This window comes from Cellulosimicrobium sp. KWT-B, assembly GCF_002127155.1.
Lineage (GTDB): Bacteria > Actinomycetota > Actinomycetes > Actinomycetales > Cellulomonadaceae > Cellulosimicrobium > Cellulosimicrobium funkei.
The window spans coordinates 1-15,555 of record NZ_NEDO01000001.1; the positions used below are offsets into that span (position 1 = coordinate 1).

Sequence of the window (15,555 nt, forward strand, 5' to 3'; positions counted from 1 at the left end):
GAGGTCGTCGACACCGTCGGCGCGGGCGACTCGTTCATGGGCGCGCTCCTCGACGGCCTGTGGGAGGCCGGCCTGCTCGGCTCGGACCGGCGCGAGGCGCTGCGCGCGATCGACGCCACCGTGCTCGCCGACGTGCTGCGCCGCTGCGTCGCGGTCGCCGCCGTCACCGTCTCGCGCGCCGGGGCCAACCCGCCGCGACGCGCGGAGCTCGCCCCCGCCTGAGCCAGGTCACGGCTCCGAGGCCCAAGCGCCAGCCCGGGCACGAGCACAGCACGGCCGCCCGGGTACGAGCCCGGGCGGCCGAGACCTGCGTCAGACCTGCGCGTCCTGCTTCTGCGCCCGCTCCAGGGAGCGCTTGCGGTCCTCGACGTTCTCCTGCTCGATGCGCTCGGCCTCGGCGGTGTCGCGCGTGAGGTTCTCGCTCGTCTCCGGGTCGAAGATCATCATCTTCGTCGGGTCGAACCACAGGTCGGTCACGTCGCCGTCCCGCGCGCGCGACGCCGAGTCGAGCGCCACGACGAACTGCGTGCGCACGCCCTCGCCGTCGAGCTCGCGGTCCAGCTCGTCGAGCTGCCCCTTCACGGACTCGTGCATCTCGAACGGGACGTAGGCGTAGAGCTCCGCGCCGAGCCACTCGGTGACGTCGATCTGCGCCTCGAACGTGTGGCCCCGGTCCTTCTTCGCCGGGTCGACGAGCCGCGCGTCCTCGAAGTGCTCGGGCCGCAGGCCGACGATCACGAGGCCCCGGTCGCCGACGGCCGTCGCGATGCTCTCCGGCATGTCGAACTCGCCGAACGGCAGCGTGATCTTCCCGCCCGAGACCTCGCCGGGCAGGAAGTTCATGGGCGGCGTGCCGATGAAGCCCGCGACGAACAGGTTGACCGGCTGCTCGTAGAGGCCGCGCGGGCTCGCGACCTGCTGGAGCACGCCGCGGCGCAGGACGGCGACGCGGTCGCCGAGGGTCATGGCCTCGGTCTGGTCGTGGGTGACGTAGACGGTCGTCGTGCCGAGCCGGCGCTGGAGGCGCGCGATCTCGGTGCGGGTCTGCCCGCGCAGCTTGGCGTCGAGGTTCGACAGCGGCTCGTCGAAGAGGAACGCCTTCGCGTCGCGCACGATCGCCCGGCCCATCGCGACGCGCTGGCGCTGACCGCCCGAGAGGTTCGCCGGCTTGCGGTCGAGGTGCTCGCGCAGGTCGAGCATGTCGGCCGCGCGCTCGACCTTCTCCCGGATCTCCTCCTCGCTGTGCTTGCCCTTCGCGAGGCGCAGCGGGAACGCGATGTTCTCCGCGACCGTGAGGTGCGGGTAGAGCGCGTAGTTCTGGAACACCATCGCGAGGTCGCGCTCGCGCGGCGCCTTCTCGTTGACGCGCACGCCGTCGATCTCGAGCTCGCCCGCCGTGATGTCCTCGAGCCCGACGATCATGCGCAGGACCGTCGACTTCCCCGAGCCGGACGGCCCGACGAGGATGACGAACTCGCCGTCCGCGATGTCGAGGTTGACGTTGTCCACGGCGAGGAAGCCGTCGCCGTAGCGCTTGACGATGTCCTTGAGGGTGATCGACGCCATCAGCTCTCTCCTCGGGTTCGGCGTGCGGCACGGTGCCCGGCGGACCGGGAGGGCGTGCGGTGGTGGACGGGGCGGGCCGGGGACGCGGTGCTCATCCCTTCACCGCCCCCTGGGTCAGGCCCGAGACGATCTGGCGCTGGAACAGCACGACGAGGATGACCACGGGGATGGTCACGACGACCGCGGCCGCGGAGATCGCGCCCGTCGGCTCCTCGAAGTACGACGCGCCGGTGAAGAACGCGAGCGCCGCCGGGACCGGTCGGGCCGCGCTCGTCGACGTGAGCGAGATGCCGTAGACGAAGTCGTTCCACGCGATGAAGAACGCGATGAGCGCGGTGGTGAACACGCCCGGCGCGGCGAGCGGGACGATCGCCTTGCGGAACGCCTGCCACGGCGTCGCGCCGTCGACCTGCGCGGCCTGCTCGAGCTCCCACGGGATCTGGCGGAAGAACGCCGCGAGCGTCCAGATGGAGATCGGGAGGGTGAGCGACAGGTACGGGATGATCAGGCCGAGCCAGGTGTCGTAGAGGCCGATGTTGCGCCAGAGGTTGAACAGCGGCGTGACGATCGACACGACGGGGAAGATCGAGACGCCGAGCGCCGTGGTGAGGATGAGGCGCTTGCCCGGGAAGTTCAGGCGCGCGATCGCGTACGCGCACAGCGTGGCGAGCACGACGGCGATGACCGTCGCGATGAGCGAGATGCCGATCGAGTTGCGCAGCGCGGACAGGAACAGCTCCTGCGCGGACCCGCCGGACGCGAGGATCTGCTCGTAGTTGGCGGTGCTCCACTGCGGCGGCAGGAACGTCCCGGAGTTGATGTCGCTGGGCCCCTTGAAGCTCGTCATGAAGATCGACAGCACGGGGAACAGCGCGCCGACGAGCACGACGACCGTGATGACGGCCCACCAGATCTTGGCCTTGGTGCTCAGGACGCTGCCCATCACTTCTCCCCCCTCGCGCCGGCGAGATCCACCTTGAAGAGCTTGATCGCGACGAAGCAGATGAGCACGACGCACAGGAAGAGCAGCACCGAGATCGCCGAGCCCATGCCGATCTGGAGCTGGCCGATCGACGTGCGGTAGGCCAGCAGCGACAGCACCTCGGTGCCGTTCGCGCCGTTCGTCATGATGAAGACGTTGTCGAAGATGCGGAACGCGTCGAGCGCGCGGAACAGGACGGCCACCATGATCGCGGCCTTCATGTTCGGCACGATGACGCGGGTGAACCGCTGCCACGCGGTCGCGCCGTCGACCTTCGCGGCCTCCTCCAGGTCGCCCGGCACCTGCGCGAGGCCCGCGAGGAGCAGGAGCGAGATGAACGGCGTCGTCTTCCAGACCTCGGACGCGATGATGACGAACAGGCTCGTGCCCTGCTGCGCGAACCAGTTGAGGTCGGGCCCGACGCCCGGCACCCAGTCGAACCAGTGGTTGACGTACCCGGACGTGATGTCGAACGCGTAGAACCACGCGAACGCCGAGACGACCGTGATGATGCCGTAGGGCACGAGGATCGCGGTGCGCAGGAGCCCGCGCAGGCGCTTGATCGCGCGGTGCATGACGAGCGCGAGGGCGAAGCCCAGGATCAGCTCGATGACGACCGTGACGACCGTGATGAAGAGCGTGACCCCGAGGTCCCGCCACCACACGGAGTCCGTGAGGATCACGACGTAGTTGTTGAGGCCGACGAACGACCGGTCGTCCGGCGCGGTGAGCTTGTAGTTGAAGAGCGAGTCGTAGACGGCCTGGAGGATGGGGTACAGCGTCACGGCGAGCATGACGACGAACGCCGGCCCGGCGAGGTACCAGCCGAGGCGGGCCTCGGCCCGGGAGCGGTCGCTGCGCGCGGCCTTGGCGGCGGCGTCCGGCGCGCCGCGCGACCCCGACCGGGGAGCGGCCCCGCCGCGCGGCGGGGCGTCGTCGGTCGCCGTCGACGGCGTGGTGGCGTGCCGGCCGCGGGGTGCGGGCTCGGTCGGAGGTCCGGCGTTCACAGGAGTCGCTCCCCTCGCAGGACGGCGGTGATGAACTCGGTGGACTCCTGCGGCGTCGTGTCGGCATCGACCGACGCGGGCGGGTACCACGTCTGCTGGAGGCCCGTGGAGACCTCGTTGTAGAACGGCGTCTGGGGCCGCGGCGCCGCCTGGTCGAGCGAGTCGCGGATGACGTCGTACATGGGGAACGCCTTCTGGACGTCGGGGTCGTCGTAGGCCTTGATGCTCGCGGCCGGGTTGCCGTTGGTGACGAAGTACTCGGCCTGGTTCTCGGGGCTCACGATGCACTGGGCCGCCTCGTAGGCGAGGTCGGTGTGCTTGCCGAACGCGCCGATGCCGAGCGAGATGCCGCCGTAGGGCGGCCGGGCGTCCTCGCCCTCCGTCGTGCGGGGGTACAGCGCCCAGCCGATGTCGTCGAGGAGCGCCTGGTCGAGCGACCCGGCCTCGACGGCGCTCTGGGTGGACGACCAGACGAACGGCCAGTTCACCATGAACGACCCGCGGTCACCCTGGAACTTGGTGAGCGACGCCGGCTCGTCCTCGCTCGGCAGGCCCGGCCCGCCGACGCCCGAGGTGCCGATGCCCCCGATGATCTCCGCGGCAGCCTTGCCCGCGTCCGTGTCCAGACCGAGCTTCACCTCGTCGGCCGGGGCCTCGGGGTTGTCGATGATGTGGCCGCCCGCGCCCTCGACGAGCGCGTTGATCCACACCGTGAGCGACTCGGCCTTGGCGCCCTGGACGGCCAGGAGCTTGTCCTGGTCCTGGGCCGCCTGCATGATCTGCTCCCACGTGACGGGCTGCGACATGTCGAGGCCGGCGGCCTCGGCCACGGACTTGCGGTACCAGAGGAGCTGCGTGTTCGCCCAGAACGGGATGGCGACCAGCTCGTCCTTCCACGTCGAGGCGTCGATCGCGCCCTGCACCACGTCCTGCGTCGTCGCCTGCGCGACGTCGTCGGGCACGGGGGCCAGGAAGTCGGCCTCGGCGAACTCGGCGATGAACACCGGGTCGAGGCTCATGATGTCGATCGACGAGTCCTTTGCCGCGAGGCGGCGGGCGAGCTGCTCGCGCTGCGACGCGGCGTCGCGCGGCAGCAGCTCGGTCGTGATGCGGTACGCGCCCCCGGCGGCCTCGGTGCAGGCCGCCGCGATGTCGGCCTGGCCCCCGTTGTCCGGGTTGATGTACCACGTGAGCTCCGGCGTCCCGTCGTCGCCCGGGCCGCACGCGGCGAGCGGCGCCACGAGCCCCGCGGCGACCAGGACGGCGAGCGCTCGGGTGCGTCGGCGCACGTCAGCTCCCCTCGGTCGCGCTTCCCCGAGTACCGGGGGTGTCACCCTCCATGGATACCGCCCCCCGGCGCGGCCCGCCATGCGAACGGGCTCGCGGGGCACGCCCCGACCTGCGCGATGATGGGAGCCATGACCTCTCCCGCCCCCGCACAGCCGGTCCGTTCGCTCACCCCCGCCGAGGCGTGGGCGACGCTGCGGACCGGGAACGACCGCTTCGTCGCCGACGCCCCGCTGCACCCGTCGCAGGGCGCGGACCGACGGCGCGAGACGTCGGCCGCGCAGCACCCGCACACGGTCCTGTTCGGCTGCTCCGACTCCCGCGTCGCGGCGGAGATCATCTTCGACCAGGGCCTGGGCGACATGTTCGTCGTCCGCACGGCGGGGCACGTCGTGGACACCACGGTGCTCGGCTCGATCGAGTACGGCGTCGAGGTACTGTCCGCGCCGCTCGTCGTGGTGCTCGGGCATGACTCGTGCGGCGCCGTGGGCGCGGCGGTCGAGACCTTGCGGACGGGCGCCCAGGCGAACGGGTTCGTCCGGGCCGTCGTCGACCGCGTCATCCCCTCCGTGGCGAAGATCACCGGCGCCGGGAACGGCACGCTGGAGAACCTCGACCCCGCCGTGCTGCGCCGCGAGCACGTGCGCAACACGGTCGACATGCTGCACTCCTACTCGGCGGGCCTCGCGGCCGCCGTCGCCGAGGGCCGCTGCGCGATCGTCGGCGTCGAGTACGACTTCGCCGAGGGGCGCGCGCACCTGGTCGACGTCGTGGGCGACGTCGGCGAGCAGCCCCGCGCCGACGCCTGACCCCACGGCCAGGGCTGGCCCGGCGGTCCCGGCGCGCTCGTCCCGGGGCGGCGCCCGCCGACCCGCGCGCGACCCTCCCCGCAGCCCGCGTGACCTCGCTCACGCGGGTTGCGGGGGCCGGCGCGCGGTGCGGCAGGATGGCCCCATGACTGCATCTCCCGAGGCTCCCGGCGCCGCCGCCGGCGCGGCCGCACCGACGACCGAGTACCGCATCGAGCACGACACCATGGGCGAGGTGCGCGTGCCCGCGCAGGCCCTCTACCGCGCGCAGACGCAGCGCGCGGTGGAGAACTTCCCCATCTCGGGCACCCCGCTCGAGCGCGGCCACATCGAGGCGCTCGCCCGCGTGAAGAAGGCCGCGGCCCGCGCGAACGCGGAGCTCGGCGTGCTCGACGAGGACGTCGCGGCCGCCATCGTCGCCGCGGCCGACGAGGTCGCGTCGGGCGCGCACGACGCGCACTTCCCGGTGGACGTCTACCAGACGGGGTCCGGGACGTCGTCGAACATGAACACGAACGAGGTCCTCGCGACGCTCGCGACGCGCTCGCTCGGACGCGACGTGCACCCGAACGACCACGTCAACGCGTCGCAGTCGTCGAACGACGTGTTCCCCACGTCGGTGCACGTCGCCGCGACGGCCGGGGTCGTGCGCGACCTGGTCCCCGCGCTGGGCCACCTCGCCGAGGCGCTCGAGGCGAAGTCCGCCGAGTTCGCGACGGTCGTGAAGTCGGGCCGCACGCACCTCATGGACGCCACGCCCGTGACGCTCGGCCAGGAGTTCGGCGGGTACGCCGCCGCGATCCGCTACGGCGTCGAGCGCCTGGAGTCGGCGCTCCCCCGCGCCGCGGAGGTCCCGCTCGGCGGCACCGCCGTCGGCACCGGCATCAACACGCCCGCCGGGTTCCCCCAGCGCGTCATCGCGCTGCTGGTCGAGGACACGGGTCTGCCCCTCACGGAGGCGCGCGACCACTTCGAGGCGCAGTCCTCGCGCGACGGCCTCGTCGAGCTCTCGGGCGCGCTGCGCACGATCGCCGTCTCGCTCACCAAGATCTGCAACGACCTGCGCTGGATGGGCTCGGGCCCGAACACGGGTCTCGGCGAGATCTTCATCCCGGACCTGCAGCCGGGCAGCTCGATCATGCCGGGCAAGGTCAACCCCGTCGTGCCCGAGGCCGTGCTCATGGTCGCCGCGCGCGTGATCGGCAACGACGCGACCGTCGCGTGGGCCGGCGCGTCGGGCTCGTTCGAGCTCAACGTGCAGATCCCCGTGATCGCGCAGGGCGTCCTCGAGTCGATCCGCCTCCTCGCGAACGCGTCGCGCGTCCTCGCGGACAAGACCGTCGCGGGCATCACGGCGAACGTCGAGCGCGCCCTCGCGCTGGCCGAGTCGTCGCCGTCGATCGTCACGCCGCTCAACCGCGTCATCGGCTACGAGGCGGCGGCGAAGGTCGCGAAGCACTCCGTCAAGGAGGGCCTCACGGTCCGCCAGGCCGTGATCGACCTGGGCTTCGTCGAGCGCGGCGAGGTCACCGAGGCGCAGCTCGACGAGGCGCTCGACGTCCTGTCGATGACGCGCCCCCCGCAGGCCTGAGCGTCCGCGACCCGGGTCCACGGAGGCCGGGCGGAGCGGGACGACCCGCTCCGCCCGGCCTTCGTCGTCCCCGGGTCGCCTCTCAGGCTGTCAGTAGTCGACGGGGTCGAGGCGGCGCAGCACGACGGCGAGCAGGCGCGCGAGCTCGGCGCGCTCGGCCTCGTCGAGGTCGACGAGCGCGGCGCGCTCCCGGTCGAGCTGCTGCGGGAAGACCTCGTCGACGAGCGCCGTCCCGGCGTCGGTGAGCGCGACGAGGACGCCGCGCCGGTCGCGCTCCGCGACGGTGCGCTCGACCAGACCGGCGCGCTCGAGCCGGTCGAGGCGCTTGGTGATCGACGCGCCGGGGGCGCCGGTCATCGTCGTGACCTCGCCCGCGCGCAGCGGCCGCCCGGCGCGGCGCAGCGCCGCGAGCACGTCGAACTCCGCGCGCGAGACGTCGTGCCGCGCCGCGGAACGCTCCAGCGCCGCCTCGAGCAGCGCCGCGACGCGACGCAGCCGCGCCCCGACCGCCGACGTCGCGGTGTCGAGGTCCGGCCGCTGCTCAGCCCACTCCGCGCGCACGCGGTCGACGTAGTCCACGGAGCCAGGATAGGGCGCGTCTCACACTCTTTCACTGGTGAAACATCTGGGAATCACCGCTAGGGTGGTCCGTCGATGCCCCTCTCCTCCCCCGCCCGCCCGGCGCTCGCGCCCGTGCGCGCCGCCGCCCAGGACGTCCTCGACCCCGCCCACCTCCGCGCCGCCCTGCGCGTGAGCCGTGCCGACGCGACGGTCGCCGCCGCGCTGCGCTGCGGCGCCGCGGTCGCGATCGCGATCGCCGTCCCGGGCCTGCTCGGGCGCCCCGACCTCGCGGCGTTCGCGTCGCTCGGCGCGCTCACGTCGCTCTACGGCCGGTACGACCCGTACCGGCGTCGGGCCGCGCTCCTCGCGACCGTCGGCACGCTCATGACCGGCACGATCGCGGCCTTCACGCTCCTCGCCGCGGCGGGCGCGCCCGCGCTCGTCACGACCGCCGCCGTCGCGCTCCTCGCCGCCGGGGCCACGGCCTTCTGCCTCCTCGTCCGCACGGGCCCGCCCGGCGCGACGATCGTCGTCTTCGCCGCGGGCGCGGGCCTCGCGGGCGCACCGACGCTCGCCGACGTCGGGCCGCGCGCGCTCGCGGCCGCGTCCGGCGCGCTCCTCGCGGGGCTCGTGTGCACGGCCGGCGTGCTCGTCCGCCCGACGGCGCCCGCGCGCCTCGCCGTCCGCCGTGCCGCCGACGCCGTGCGCGCCGCCGAACGACCCGGGGCCGCGCGGCACGCCGCGCATGCTGCCCGCGGTGCCGTCGCCCGGGCGCGCGACGTCCTCGCGGACGACGCCTCCTGGTGGCGGACCCGGGACGCGGTCCCCGCGCTCGCCGCGGAGCTCGACGCCGTCGAGGAGGCGCTCGACGCGACCGGCGTGCCGCGCGATGACACCGGCCCGGCGGTCCGCACGACCCTGCGCGCCCAGGCACGGTCCCGGGTCGCAGGACCCTGGCGGCTCCCGACCGTGCGCGTCGGCGTCGCCGGGCTCGTCGCCGGTGCGGTCGCCGCCGTCGCCGGCCTCGGGCACGCGGCGTGGGCGACCATGGGCTCGACCGCGGTGCTCCAGGGCGAGTCGGCGCGCCACGCCGTCGTACGGGCGCTGCAGCGCGGGGCCGGCACGGTCGCGGGCGCGCTCCTCGCCTGGCCGCTGCTCGCCGCGCCGCTCGGGTTCTGGGGGACGGCCGCCGTCGTCGTCGTGCTCCAGACCGTCACCGAGACGATCGTGGGGCGCCACTACGGGCTCGCGATGCTCACCATCACGCCCATGGCGCTGCTCATGACCTCGCTCGCGCACCCCGCCGACCCGTCGGCGCTCGCGCTCGACCGCGCGCTCGACACGGTCCTGGGCGCCGTCGTCGGCGTCCTCGCGGTGGTCCTCGTCCACCCGCGGACCCGCCTCCGCGCGAGCGAGACCCCCGGTCCGCCGAGGTAGAGGCGACCCCCGGTCCGCCGAGGTAGAGGCCTGGCGCCGCGAGGTAGAGGCCTGGTCATGACCAGGCCTCTACCTCGGCGGCAGGTCAGACCTCGATCGACTCCAGCATCTCCGTGACGAGCGCCGCCACGGGCGACCGCTCGGAGCGCGTGAGCGTGACGTGCGCGAACAGCGGGTGGCCCTTGAGCGCCTCGATGACCGCGGCGACGCCGTCGTGCCGGCCCACGCGCAGGTTGTCGCGCTGCGCGACGTCGTGCGTGAGGACGACGCGCGACGACTGCCCGATGCGGGACAGCACCGTGAGCAGGACGTTGCGCTCGAGCGACTGGGCCTCGTCGACGATGACGAACGCGTCGTGCAGCGAGCGCCCGCGGATGTGCGTGAGCGGGAGCACCTCGAGCATCTCGCGGTCGATGACCTCGTCGAGCACCTGCGGCGAGACGAGCGCCCCGAGGGTGTCGTAGACGGCCTGCGCCCACGGGTTCATCTTCTCGGCCTCGGAGCCGGGCAGGTAGCCGAGCTCCTGGCCCCCGACGGCGTAGAGCGGCCGGAACACCATGACCTTGCGGTGCTGCCGGCGCTCCATGACGGCCTCCAGCCCGGCGCACAGCGCGAGGGCCGACTTGCCGGTCCCGGCACGCCCGCCGAGCGAGACGATCCCCACGCTCTCGTCGAGCAGCAGGTCGATCGCGACGCGCTGCTCCGCGGAGCGCCCGTGCAGCCCGAACACCTCGCGGTCGCCGCGCACGAGCTGCACGTGCTTGTCCGCGGTGACGCGCCCGAGGGCGGACCCGCGCGGCGAGTGCACGACGAGACCCGTGTGGCAGTGCAGCGGGCCGGCCGCCTCGACGACCGCCGGGTCCAGGCTCGTGAGCTCGACCGACTCGTGCTCCCACAGCGCCGCCGCCTCCGCGTCGGTGAACGAGATCTCGCCCATGCCGGTCCAGCCCGAGTCGACGGCGAGCTCGTGCCGGTACTCCTCGGCCCGCAGGCCCACGGCCGACGCCTTGACCCGCATCGGCAGGTCCTTCGACACGACCGTGACGTCGTGGCCCTCGGCCGCGAGGTTCGCCGCGACGGAGAGGATCCGGGTGTCGTTGTCCCCCAGCCGGAACCCGGCCGGCAGCACGCCCGGGTCGGTGTGGTTGAGCTCCACGCGCAGCGTCCCGCCGACCTCGCCGACGGGGATCGGGGCGTCGAGCCGGCCGTGCTTGACGCGCAGGTCGTCGAGCATGCGCAGCGCGCTGCGCGCGAAGTACCCGAGCTCGGCGTGGTGGCGCTTGGCCTCCAGCTCGGTGATGACGACGACCGGGAGGACCACGTCGTGCTCGGCGAACCGCCCGATGGCGCGCGGGTCGCTCAGCAGGACCGACGTGTCGACGACGAACGTGCGGCGCGCGCCGTCCGGTGCGTCGTCCTGCGGTGTGGGTGAGGTACCGGGGGTGGGTGAGGAATGGACCACGAGGGCTCCCCTCCGGCGCACGCGCGCCGTTCTCTCTCTGGGCGAGGCGGGCGACCGGCCGTCGGGCCGTGGGTGCCACGGCTCAGCAGCGCCGGTGCCGGCCCTCCTGAGCGGAGCGTGAACCCCATCGGCTGGCCTCCCGGAGGACGGCGAAGGTGCCGTCCGTCTCCTCGAAACTACGCCCGTGTGATTCGGGTCACCACCCCCGACACGCCTCCGCGCGAGGTTTAACCCCCCGTTCACGCGGAGGCCGCACCCGCGGGGCGCGCGAGATCGACCCGAGCCTCCGAGACCGGCCCTCCGGGGGTCGGCGTCGTGACGGTCGGGTCGATCTCGGACGGGTCAGTGCTCGACGTGCTTCGGCGCCATCGCGATCGCGGCGACGAACCCGAGCACGAGCACCACGGCCGTGACCGCGAGCGTCTGCCCGACGGCGGTCGCGAAGCCCTGGTGGAACGCGGTGGTCGCGGCGTCCGTGACCTGGCGCGCGACGTCGTCGGGCACGCCCGGCGGGAGGTCGAACGACCCGCCCTGGCCGCCCTGGAGCGACCCCGCGTTCGCGAACCCGTCGACGAACGGCTGACGGAACTGCTCGGGCAGGGACGCGGCAGCGTCCCGCGCGGCCGCGGGTAGGGTCACCGCGAGGCGCGCGGTGAGCGTCGCGACGATCGCCGCCGACCCGATCACGCCGCCCACCTGGCGCGTCGTGTTGAAGGCGCCCGCGCCCGCCCCGGCGGTGCGGTGGTCGAGGCCCGACGTCGCGAGGTTCGCGAGCGGCGAGAAGACGCACCCGGTGCCGATGCCGAACAGCGTCATGGGGAGCACGATCGTCACGACCGACACGCCCGGCCCGACGACCGCCGCGAGCCAGCCGATCGCGACCGCGAGGACGCCGAACCCCGTCGCGACGACCCACTTCGCGGGCACGCGGTCGGACAGGCGCCCGGCGAGCGGCGCGACGATCCCCGACACGAGCGAGCCCGGCAGGTTGACCAGCGCGGCGTGCAGCGGCGACAGGCCGAGGATCGACTGGAGGAAGATCGTCAGCGGGAAGAAGATGCCGATCATCGCGAACGACACGGACATGCCCGCGACGTTCGCGAGCGAGAAGTTGCGCGAGCGGAAGAGCCGCAGCGGCAGCAGCGCGTCGTCGCCGAGCCGGCGCTGCCACAGCACGAACGCGACCAGCACGAGCAGGCCGACGCCGATCACGCCCCACACCGTGACCGGCCCGGTGATCGTGCCCCAGTCGTACGTCTGGCCCTCCTGGAGCCCGAAGACGACGGCGAAGAGCCCGACGACGGACAGCACGACGCCGACCACGTCGAACGAGCGCTTGTTCGTCGCGAGGCGCGGCAGCCGCACCAGGGCGAGCCAGAGCGCGACGACCCCGACCGGGACGTTGACGAAGAAGATCCACTCCCAGCCCCACGACTCGACGAACAGCCCGCCGAGCAGCGGGCCGGCGATCGTCGCGACGCCCGCCGTCGCGCCCCACAGCCCCATGGCCGCCCCGCGCTGCCGCGGCGGGAACACGCGCGTGATCATGGCCATGGTCTGCGGCGTCATGAGCGCCGCGCCGATGCCCTGGACGACGCGCGCGGCGATGAGCATCCCGATCGAGCCCGACAGCCCGCACCACGCGGACGCGAGCGTGAACACCGCCAGGCCGACGACGAACACCGGCTTGGGCCCGTACCGGTCGCCCAGGCGACCCGCGAGCAGGAGCAGCACCGCGTACGAGAGCAGGTAGGCGCTGTTGACCCAGCCGACCGCGACCAGCGACGCGTCGAGCTCGCGCTGGAGCGTGGGGACCGCGATGTTCACGATCGTGGTGTCCACCATGATCATGAAGAAGCCGAGGATGAGCGGCGGCAGGATGCTCCAGGCGCTGCGGCCGTGGAGGTCGACGAGGGGCACGACGCGCGCGCCGGCCTCGGCCGGTGCCGGGGCCGGGCCGGTGCCCGGGGCGGGAGTGGTCACGAGGACTCCTGAGGTGAGGTCGTGCGGGAGTGACGGAACGCGGGCCCGGGCTCCTCGGTCCAGCTCAGCGCGCCGGACGTGACGTCCGCGACGGTCGCGTCGAGCCAGGCGATCTCGGCCTGGGTCTGGTGGAGCTCGAAGTGGGCGTCGAGCAGGTAGCGGCGGGGCAGGCCGCGCGCGACCACGTCGTCGAGGCGCTCGCGCACCCCGTCGATCGCGGCCGCGAGCGCCGCGCGGCGCTCGCGGAGCAGCGCGAGGGCGTCCTCGCGCGGGAGGTCGTGCACGAGCGCGAGCCCGACGGGGAAGGCGGGGTACTCGCGCGGCGTCTCGCGGACGAGGTCGCGCGTGCGGGCGTCGTGCGCGGCCACGCCGGCCGGGGTGATGGCGTAGAGCGTGCGCTCGGGGCGGTTGCCGTCCCGGTCGACGCCCGCGCGCTCGACGAGGCCGTCGCGCTCGAGGCGGTCCACCGCGTGGTAGACGGCACCCGGGTTGAGCCGCACGAGGCGGTCGTCGCGCCGCTTGCGCAGGCGCACGAGCATCTCGTACGGGTGCATGGGCTGCTCGAGCAGCACGGCGAGCACGAGGGTCGCGGTGGGGCTGAGGCGCGGGGAGGTCACGGCAGTCTCCGGGACGGGGTGGAGGGGTGGCCGGCCGGCGGGTGGGGAGCTCGGGCCCGGCTGGAATATTCCGGTTGGAATATACGCCCGTGCCCCGGCCGGTGTCGACCGCCGAGGCCGCGGTGCGCGCGGCGTCGTCGAGGTCACGCCCGCGGGGTCGCGCGGGCGGGTCGCGTGGCGGGGTCGCGTGGCGGGGTCGCGCGGGCGCGACGGCGCGCGTAGGTTCGCGAGCCATGAGCGCCCCCGAGCTCCTCGACCTCGACGCGACCGCGCTCGCCGGCGCCCTGCGCGCCGGCGACGTCTCCCCCGTCGAGGTCCTCGACGCGACGCTCGACGCCGCCGCCGGGGTCGGTGCCGCCGTCGGAGCCTTCACCGTGCTCACCCCGGAGCTCGCGCGCACGCAGGCCCTCGCCGCGCAGGACGCGCTCGCGGCGGCGCGGCGGGACGGCCGGGCCGGTCCCCACGACGGCCTCCCGCCGTTCCTCGGCGTCCCCTGCCCCGTCAAGGACCTCACGATGGTCGAGGGCGTGCCGATGCGCGCGGGCTCGGCCGCGATCGACCCGTTCCCCTCCCCGTACGACGACGGCGTCGTGACGCTCCTGCGGCGCGCCGGCACGGTGATGGTCGGCAAGACCTCGACCCCGGAGCTCGGCCTCCCCTGCTACACGGAGCCCGACGTCGGCCCGACCGCCCGCACCCCGTGGGACCTCGCGCGGTCCGCGGGCGGGTCGAGCGGGGGCGCTGCCGCCGCGGTCGCGGCGCGCGTCGTCCCCGTCGCGCACGGGAGCGACGGCGGCGGCTCGCTGCGCATCCCCGCGAGCGCGTGCGGGCTCGTCGGCCTCAAGCCGTCGCGCGGGCTCGTGAGCCCGGGCCCGCACGGGGTCGACGGCGCGGGGCTCGCGACGCACGGCGTGCTCACCCGGTCGGTCCGCGACACCGCCGCGTTCCTCGACGTGCTCGCGCGCCCCTGGCCCGGCGACACCTTCACCGCGCGGCTCGGCGCCGCGCCGGACGGGCGGCGGCTCCGCGTCGGGCTGCTGCTGGAGCCCGTGATCGCCGCCGACGCCCCCGTGCACCCGGCGTGCGCCGACGCGGCCCGCGCGGCGGCGGAGCTCCTCGTCCGGCTCGGGCACGACGTCGTCGAGATCCCGCCCCCGTTCGGGGCCGAGCGCTGGGACGCGTTCGCGGCGCTGTGGTCCGTCGGGGCGCTCCAGGCGCCCGTCCCGCCGGAGCGCGAGCACCTGCTCGTGCCGCTCACGCGGTGGCTGCGCGAGCGCGGGCGCGCGGTGAGCGGGCTCGCGTACGCGACGGCGCTCGCGGGCGTGCAGCAGCTTACCCGCGAGGTCGCCGCCGCGTGGTCGGGCGTCGACGTCGTGCTCTCCCCCACGCTCGCGCAGCCGCCCGCGCTCGTCGGCAGCCAGCGCGTCGACGACGACCCGGCCGCCGACTTCGCCGCGCAGACGGCGTTCACGCCCTGGACGAGCGTCTGGAACCTCACGGGGCGGCCCGCGGTCTCCCTCCCGCTCGGCGCGGCGCGCGTCGCCGACCCCGACGGGTCGTCCTCGACCGTCCCCGTCGGGGTCATGCTCGGCGCGGACCACGGCGACGACGCCCTGCTGCTGACCCTCGCGGCGCGCCTCGAGGAGGCCGCGCCGTGGTCCCACCGTCGCCCGGGGACGTCGTCGTGACGGCGTACGCCTGCCTGCTGTTCGCCGTGAACGTGGGCGGGCGGAAGGTCCCGTCGACCGCGCTGCGGGACCTCGCGGGCGAGCTGGGGCTCGCGCACGCCCGCACGGTCGTGAACAGCGGGAACCTCGTCGTCGGGCCGGGGTCGTCCGGTGCGTCGTCGCCCGCGGACGTCGCGCGCCTCCTGCACGACGGCGTCGCCGAGCGCTTCGGCGTCGACGCCGCGGTCGCGGTGCTCACGACCGAGCGGCTCCGGGAGATCGTGCGCGGGAACCCGCTGCCCGGCGACGCCGCCGACCGCCCGGCCGGGCTGCTTGTCCACGTGGGCGAGGAGCCCGTCGACCCGGACGCCGCCGCCGCGCTCGGGCCGCGCCTGACGACCGAGCGCGCCGTCGTCGCGAACGGCGTCCTCTACGTCGCCTACCCCGACGGCGTCGGTCGGTCGAGGCTGACGGCGGCGGTCCTCGCGAAGGCGGCCGGGACCCCGGTGACCGGCCGGAACTGGAACACGACGACGCGCCTCCTCGCGCTCGCCGAGGACACCCCGCCCTGACGCGCGCGGCGGGA

14 protein-coding genes are annotated in these 15,555 nt (G+C 74.4%); 6 read left to right on the forward strand and 8 right to left on the reverse strand.

What is annotated here, in order from left to right; translation table 11 throughout:
- Nucleotides 1–222: PfkB family carbohydrate kinase (locus tag B9L22_RS00005; protein ID WP_233139531.1), on the forward strand; the 222-nt coding region annotated here is incomplete at its 5' end.
- A gap of 90 nt (nucleotides 223–312) precedes the next feature.
- On the opposite strand, the gene B9L22_RS00010 is transcribed toward B9L22_RS00005, so the two are convergent.
- From B9L22_RS00010 to B9L22_RS00025, 4 genes are all read right to left on the reverse strand, one after another.
- A complete protein-coding gene (locus B9L22_RS00010; RefSeq protein WP_021482413.1) occupies nucleotides 313–1,566 on the reverse strand; it encodes an ABC transporter ATP-binding protein in 1,254 nt (417 codons plus the stop codon).
- Between the two features lie 91 nt (nucleotides 1,567–1,657).
- A complete protein-coding gene (locus tag B9L22_RS00015) occupies nucleotides 1,658–2,509 on the reverse strand; it encodes a carbohydrate ABC transporter permease (RefSeq protein WP_086148808.1) in 852 nt (283 codons plus the stop codon).
- A complete protein-coding gene (locus B9L22_RS00020; RefSeq protein ID WP_086148809.1) occupies nucleotides 2,509–3,555 on the reverse strand; it encodes a carbohydrate ABC transporter permease in 1,047 nt (348 codons plus the stop codon). The genes B9L22_RS00015 and B9L22_RS00020 overlap by 1 nt, the downstream gene beginning before the upstream one ends.
- Entirely contained in the window at nucleotides 3,552–4,844 is a 1,293-nt protein-coding gene (locus tag B9L22_RS00025; protein ID WP_233139532.1) for an extracellular solute-binding protein, read from the reverse strand. The genes B9L22_RS00020 and B9L22_RS00025 overlap by 4 nt, the downstream gene beginning before the upstream one ends.
- A 129-nt stretch (nucleotides 4,845–4,973) precedes the next feature.
- On the opposite strand from B9L22_RS00025, the gene B9L22_RS00030 reads away from it, so the two are divergent.
- Both B9L22_RS00030 and B9L22_RS00035 read left to right on the forward strand, forming a co-directional pair.
- Entirely contained in the window at nucleotides 4,974–5,651 is a 678-nt protein-coding gene (locus B9L22_RS00030) for a carbonic anhydrase (RefSeq protein WP_043659766.1), read from the forward strand.
- Nucleotides 5,652–5,796: 145 nt separating this feature from the next.
- Entirely contained in the window at nucleotides 5,797–7,242 is a 1,446-nt protein-coding gene (locus B9L22_RS00035) for a class II fumarate hydratase (RefSeq protein WP_085388278.1), read from the forward strand.
- A gap of 90 nt (nucleotides 7,243–7,332) precedes the next feature.
- Here B9L22_RS00035 and B9L22_RS00040 read toward each other — a convergent pair whose 3' ends face one another.
- Complete coding sequence (locus B9L22_RS00040) at nucleotides 7,333–7,821, reverse strand: MarR family winged helix-turn-helix transcriptional regulator (RefSeq protein WP_061267618.1); 489 nt, start codon at nucleotides 7,819–7,821, stop codon at nucleotides 7,333–7,335.
- Between the two features lie 75 nt (nucleotides 7,822–7,896).
- On the opposite strand from B9L22_RS00040, the gene B9L22_RS00045 reads away from it, so the two are divergent.
- On the forward strand, nucleotides 7,897–9,240 hold the full coding sequence (locus tag B9L22_RS00045) for an FUSC family protein (protein WP_086148811.1): 1,344 nt from the start codon (nucleotides 7,897–7,899) through the stop codon (nucleotides 9,238–9,240).
- Nucleotides 9,241–9,325: 85 nt separating this feature from the next.
- On the opposite strand, the gene B9L22_RS00050 is transcribed toward B9L22_RS00045, so the two are convergent.
- The 3 genes from B9L22_RS00050 to B9L22_RS00060 form a co-directional block, all read right to left on the reverse strand.
- Nucleotides 9,326–10,702 carry a PhoH family protein gene (locus tag B9L22_RS00050; protein WP_086148812.1) on the reverse strand — a complete coding sequence of 459 codons (1,377 nt, stop codon included), beginning with the start codon at nucleotides 10,700–10,702 and terminating at the stop codon, nucleotides 9,326–9,328.
- Nucleotides 10,703–11,044: 342 nt separating this feature from the next.
- Nucleotides 11,045–12,685 carry a DHA2 family efflux MFS transporter permease subunit gene (locus B9L22_RS00055; protein ID WP_086148813.1) on the reverse strand — a complete coding sequence of 547 codons (1,641 nt, stop codon included), beginning with the start codon at nucleotides 12,683–12,685 and terminating at the stop codon, nucleotides 11,045–11,047.
- Nucleotides 12,682–13,302, reverse strand: coding sequence for a PadR family transcriptional regulator (locus B9L22_RS00060; RefSeq protein WP_076405212.1), 621 nt, complete (start codon nucleotides 13,300–13,302; stop codon nucleotides 12,682–12,684). The genes B9L22_RS00055 and B9L22_RS00060 overlap by 4 nt, the downstream gene beginning before the upstream one ends.
- 233 nt (nucleotides 13,303–13,535) lie before the next feature.
- On the opposite strand from B9L22_RS00060, the gene B9L22_RS00065 reads away from it, so the two are divergent.
- Both B9L22_RS00065 and B9L22_RS00070 read left to right on the forward strand, forming a co-directional pair.
- Nucleotides 13,536–14,990, forward strand: coding sequence for an amidase (locus B9L22_RS00065; RefSeq protein WP_086148814.1), 1,455 nt, complete (start codon nucleotides 13,536–13,538; stop codon nucleotides 14,988–14,990).
- Entirely contained in the window at nucleotides 14,957–15,541 is a 585-nt protein-coding gene (locus tag B9L22_RS00070; RefSeq protein WP_086148815.1) for a DUF1697 domain-containing protein, read from the forward strand. The genes B9L22_RS00065 and B9L22_RS00070 overlap by 34 nt, the downstream gene beginning before the upstream one ends.
- Nucleotides 15,542–15,555: the final 14 nt, after the last annotated feature.

What these genes read in the sequence shown, in the direction of transcription:
- B9L22_RS00035 (WP_085388278.1), top strand. Translation starts at nt 5,797, where the DNA reads ATGACTGCATCTCCCGAGGCTCCCGGCGCCGCCGCCGGCGCGGCCGCA.
- B9L22_RS00030 (WP_043659766.1), top strand. Translation starts at nt 4,974, where the DNA reads ATGACCTCTCCCGCCCCCGCACAGCCGGTCCGTTCGCTCACCCCCGCC.
- B9L22_RS00010 (WP_021482413.1), bottom strand. Translation starts at nt 1,566, where the DNA reads ATGGCGTCGATCACCCTCAAGGACATCGTCAAGCGCTACGGCGACGGC.
- B9L22_RS00015 (WP_086148808.1), bottom strand. Translation starts at nt 2,509, where the DNA reads ATGGGCAGCGTCCTGAGCACCAAGGCCAAGATCTGGTGGGCCGTCATC.
- B9L22_RS00045 (WP_086148811.1), top strand. Translation starts at nt 7,897, where the DNA reads ATGCCCCTCTCCTCCCCCGCCCGCCCGGCGCTCGCGCCCGTGCGCGCC.
- B9L22_RS00065 (WP_086148814.1), top strand. Translation starts at nt 13,536, where the DNA reads ATGAGCGCCCCCGAGCTCCTCGACCTCGACGCGACCGCGCTCGCCGGC.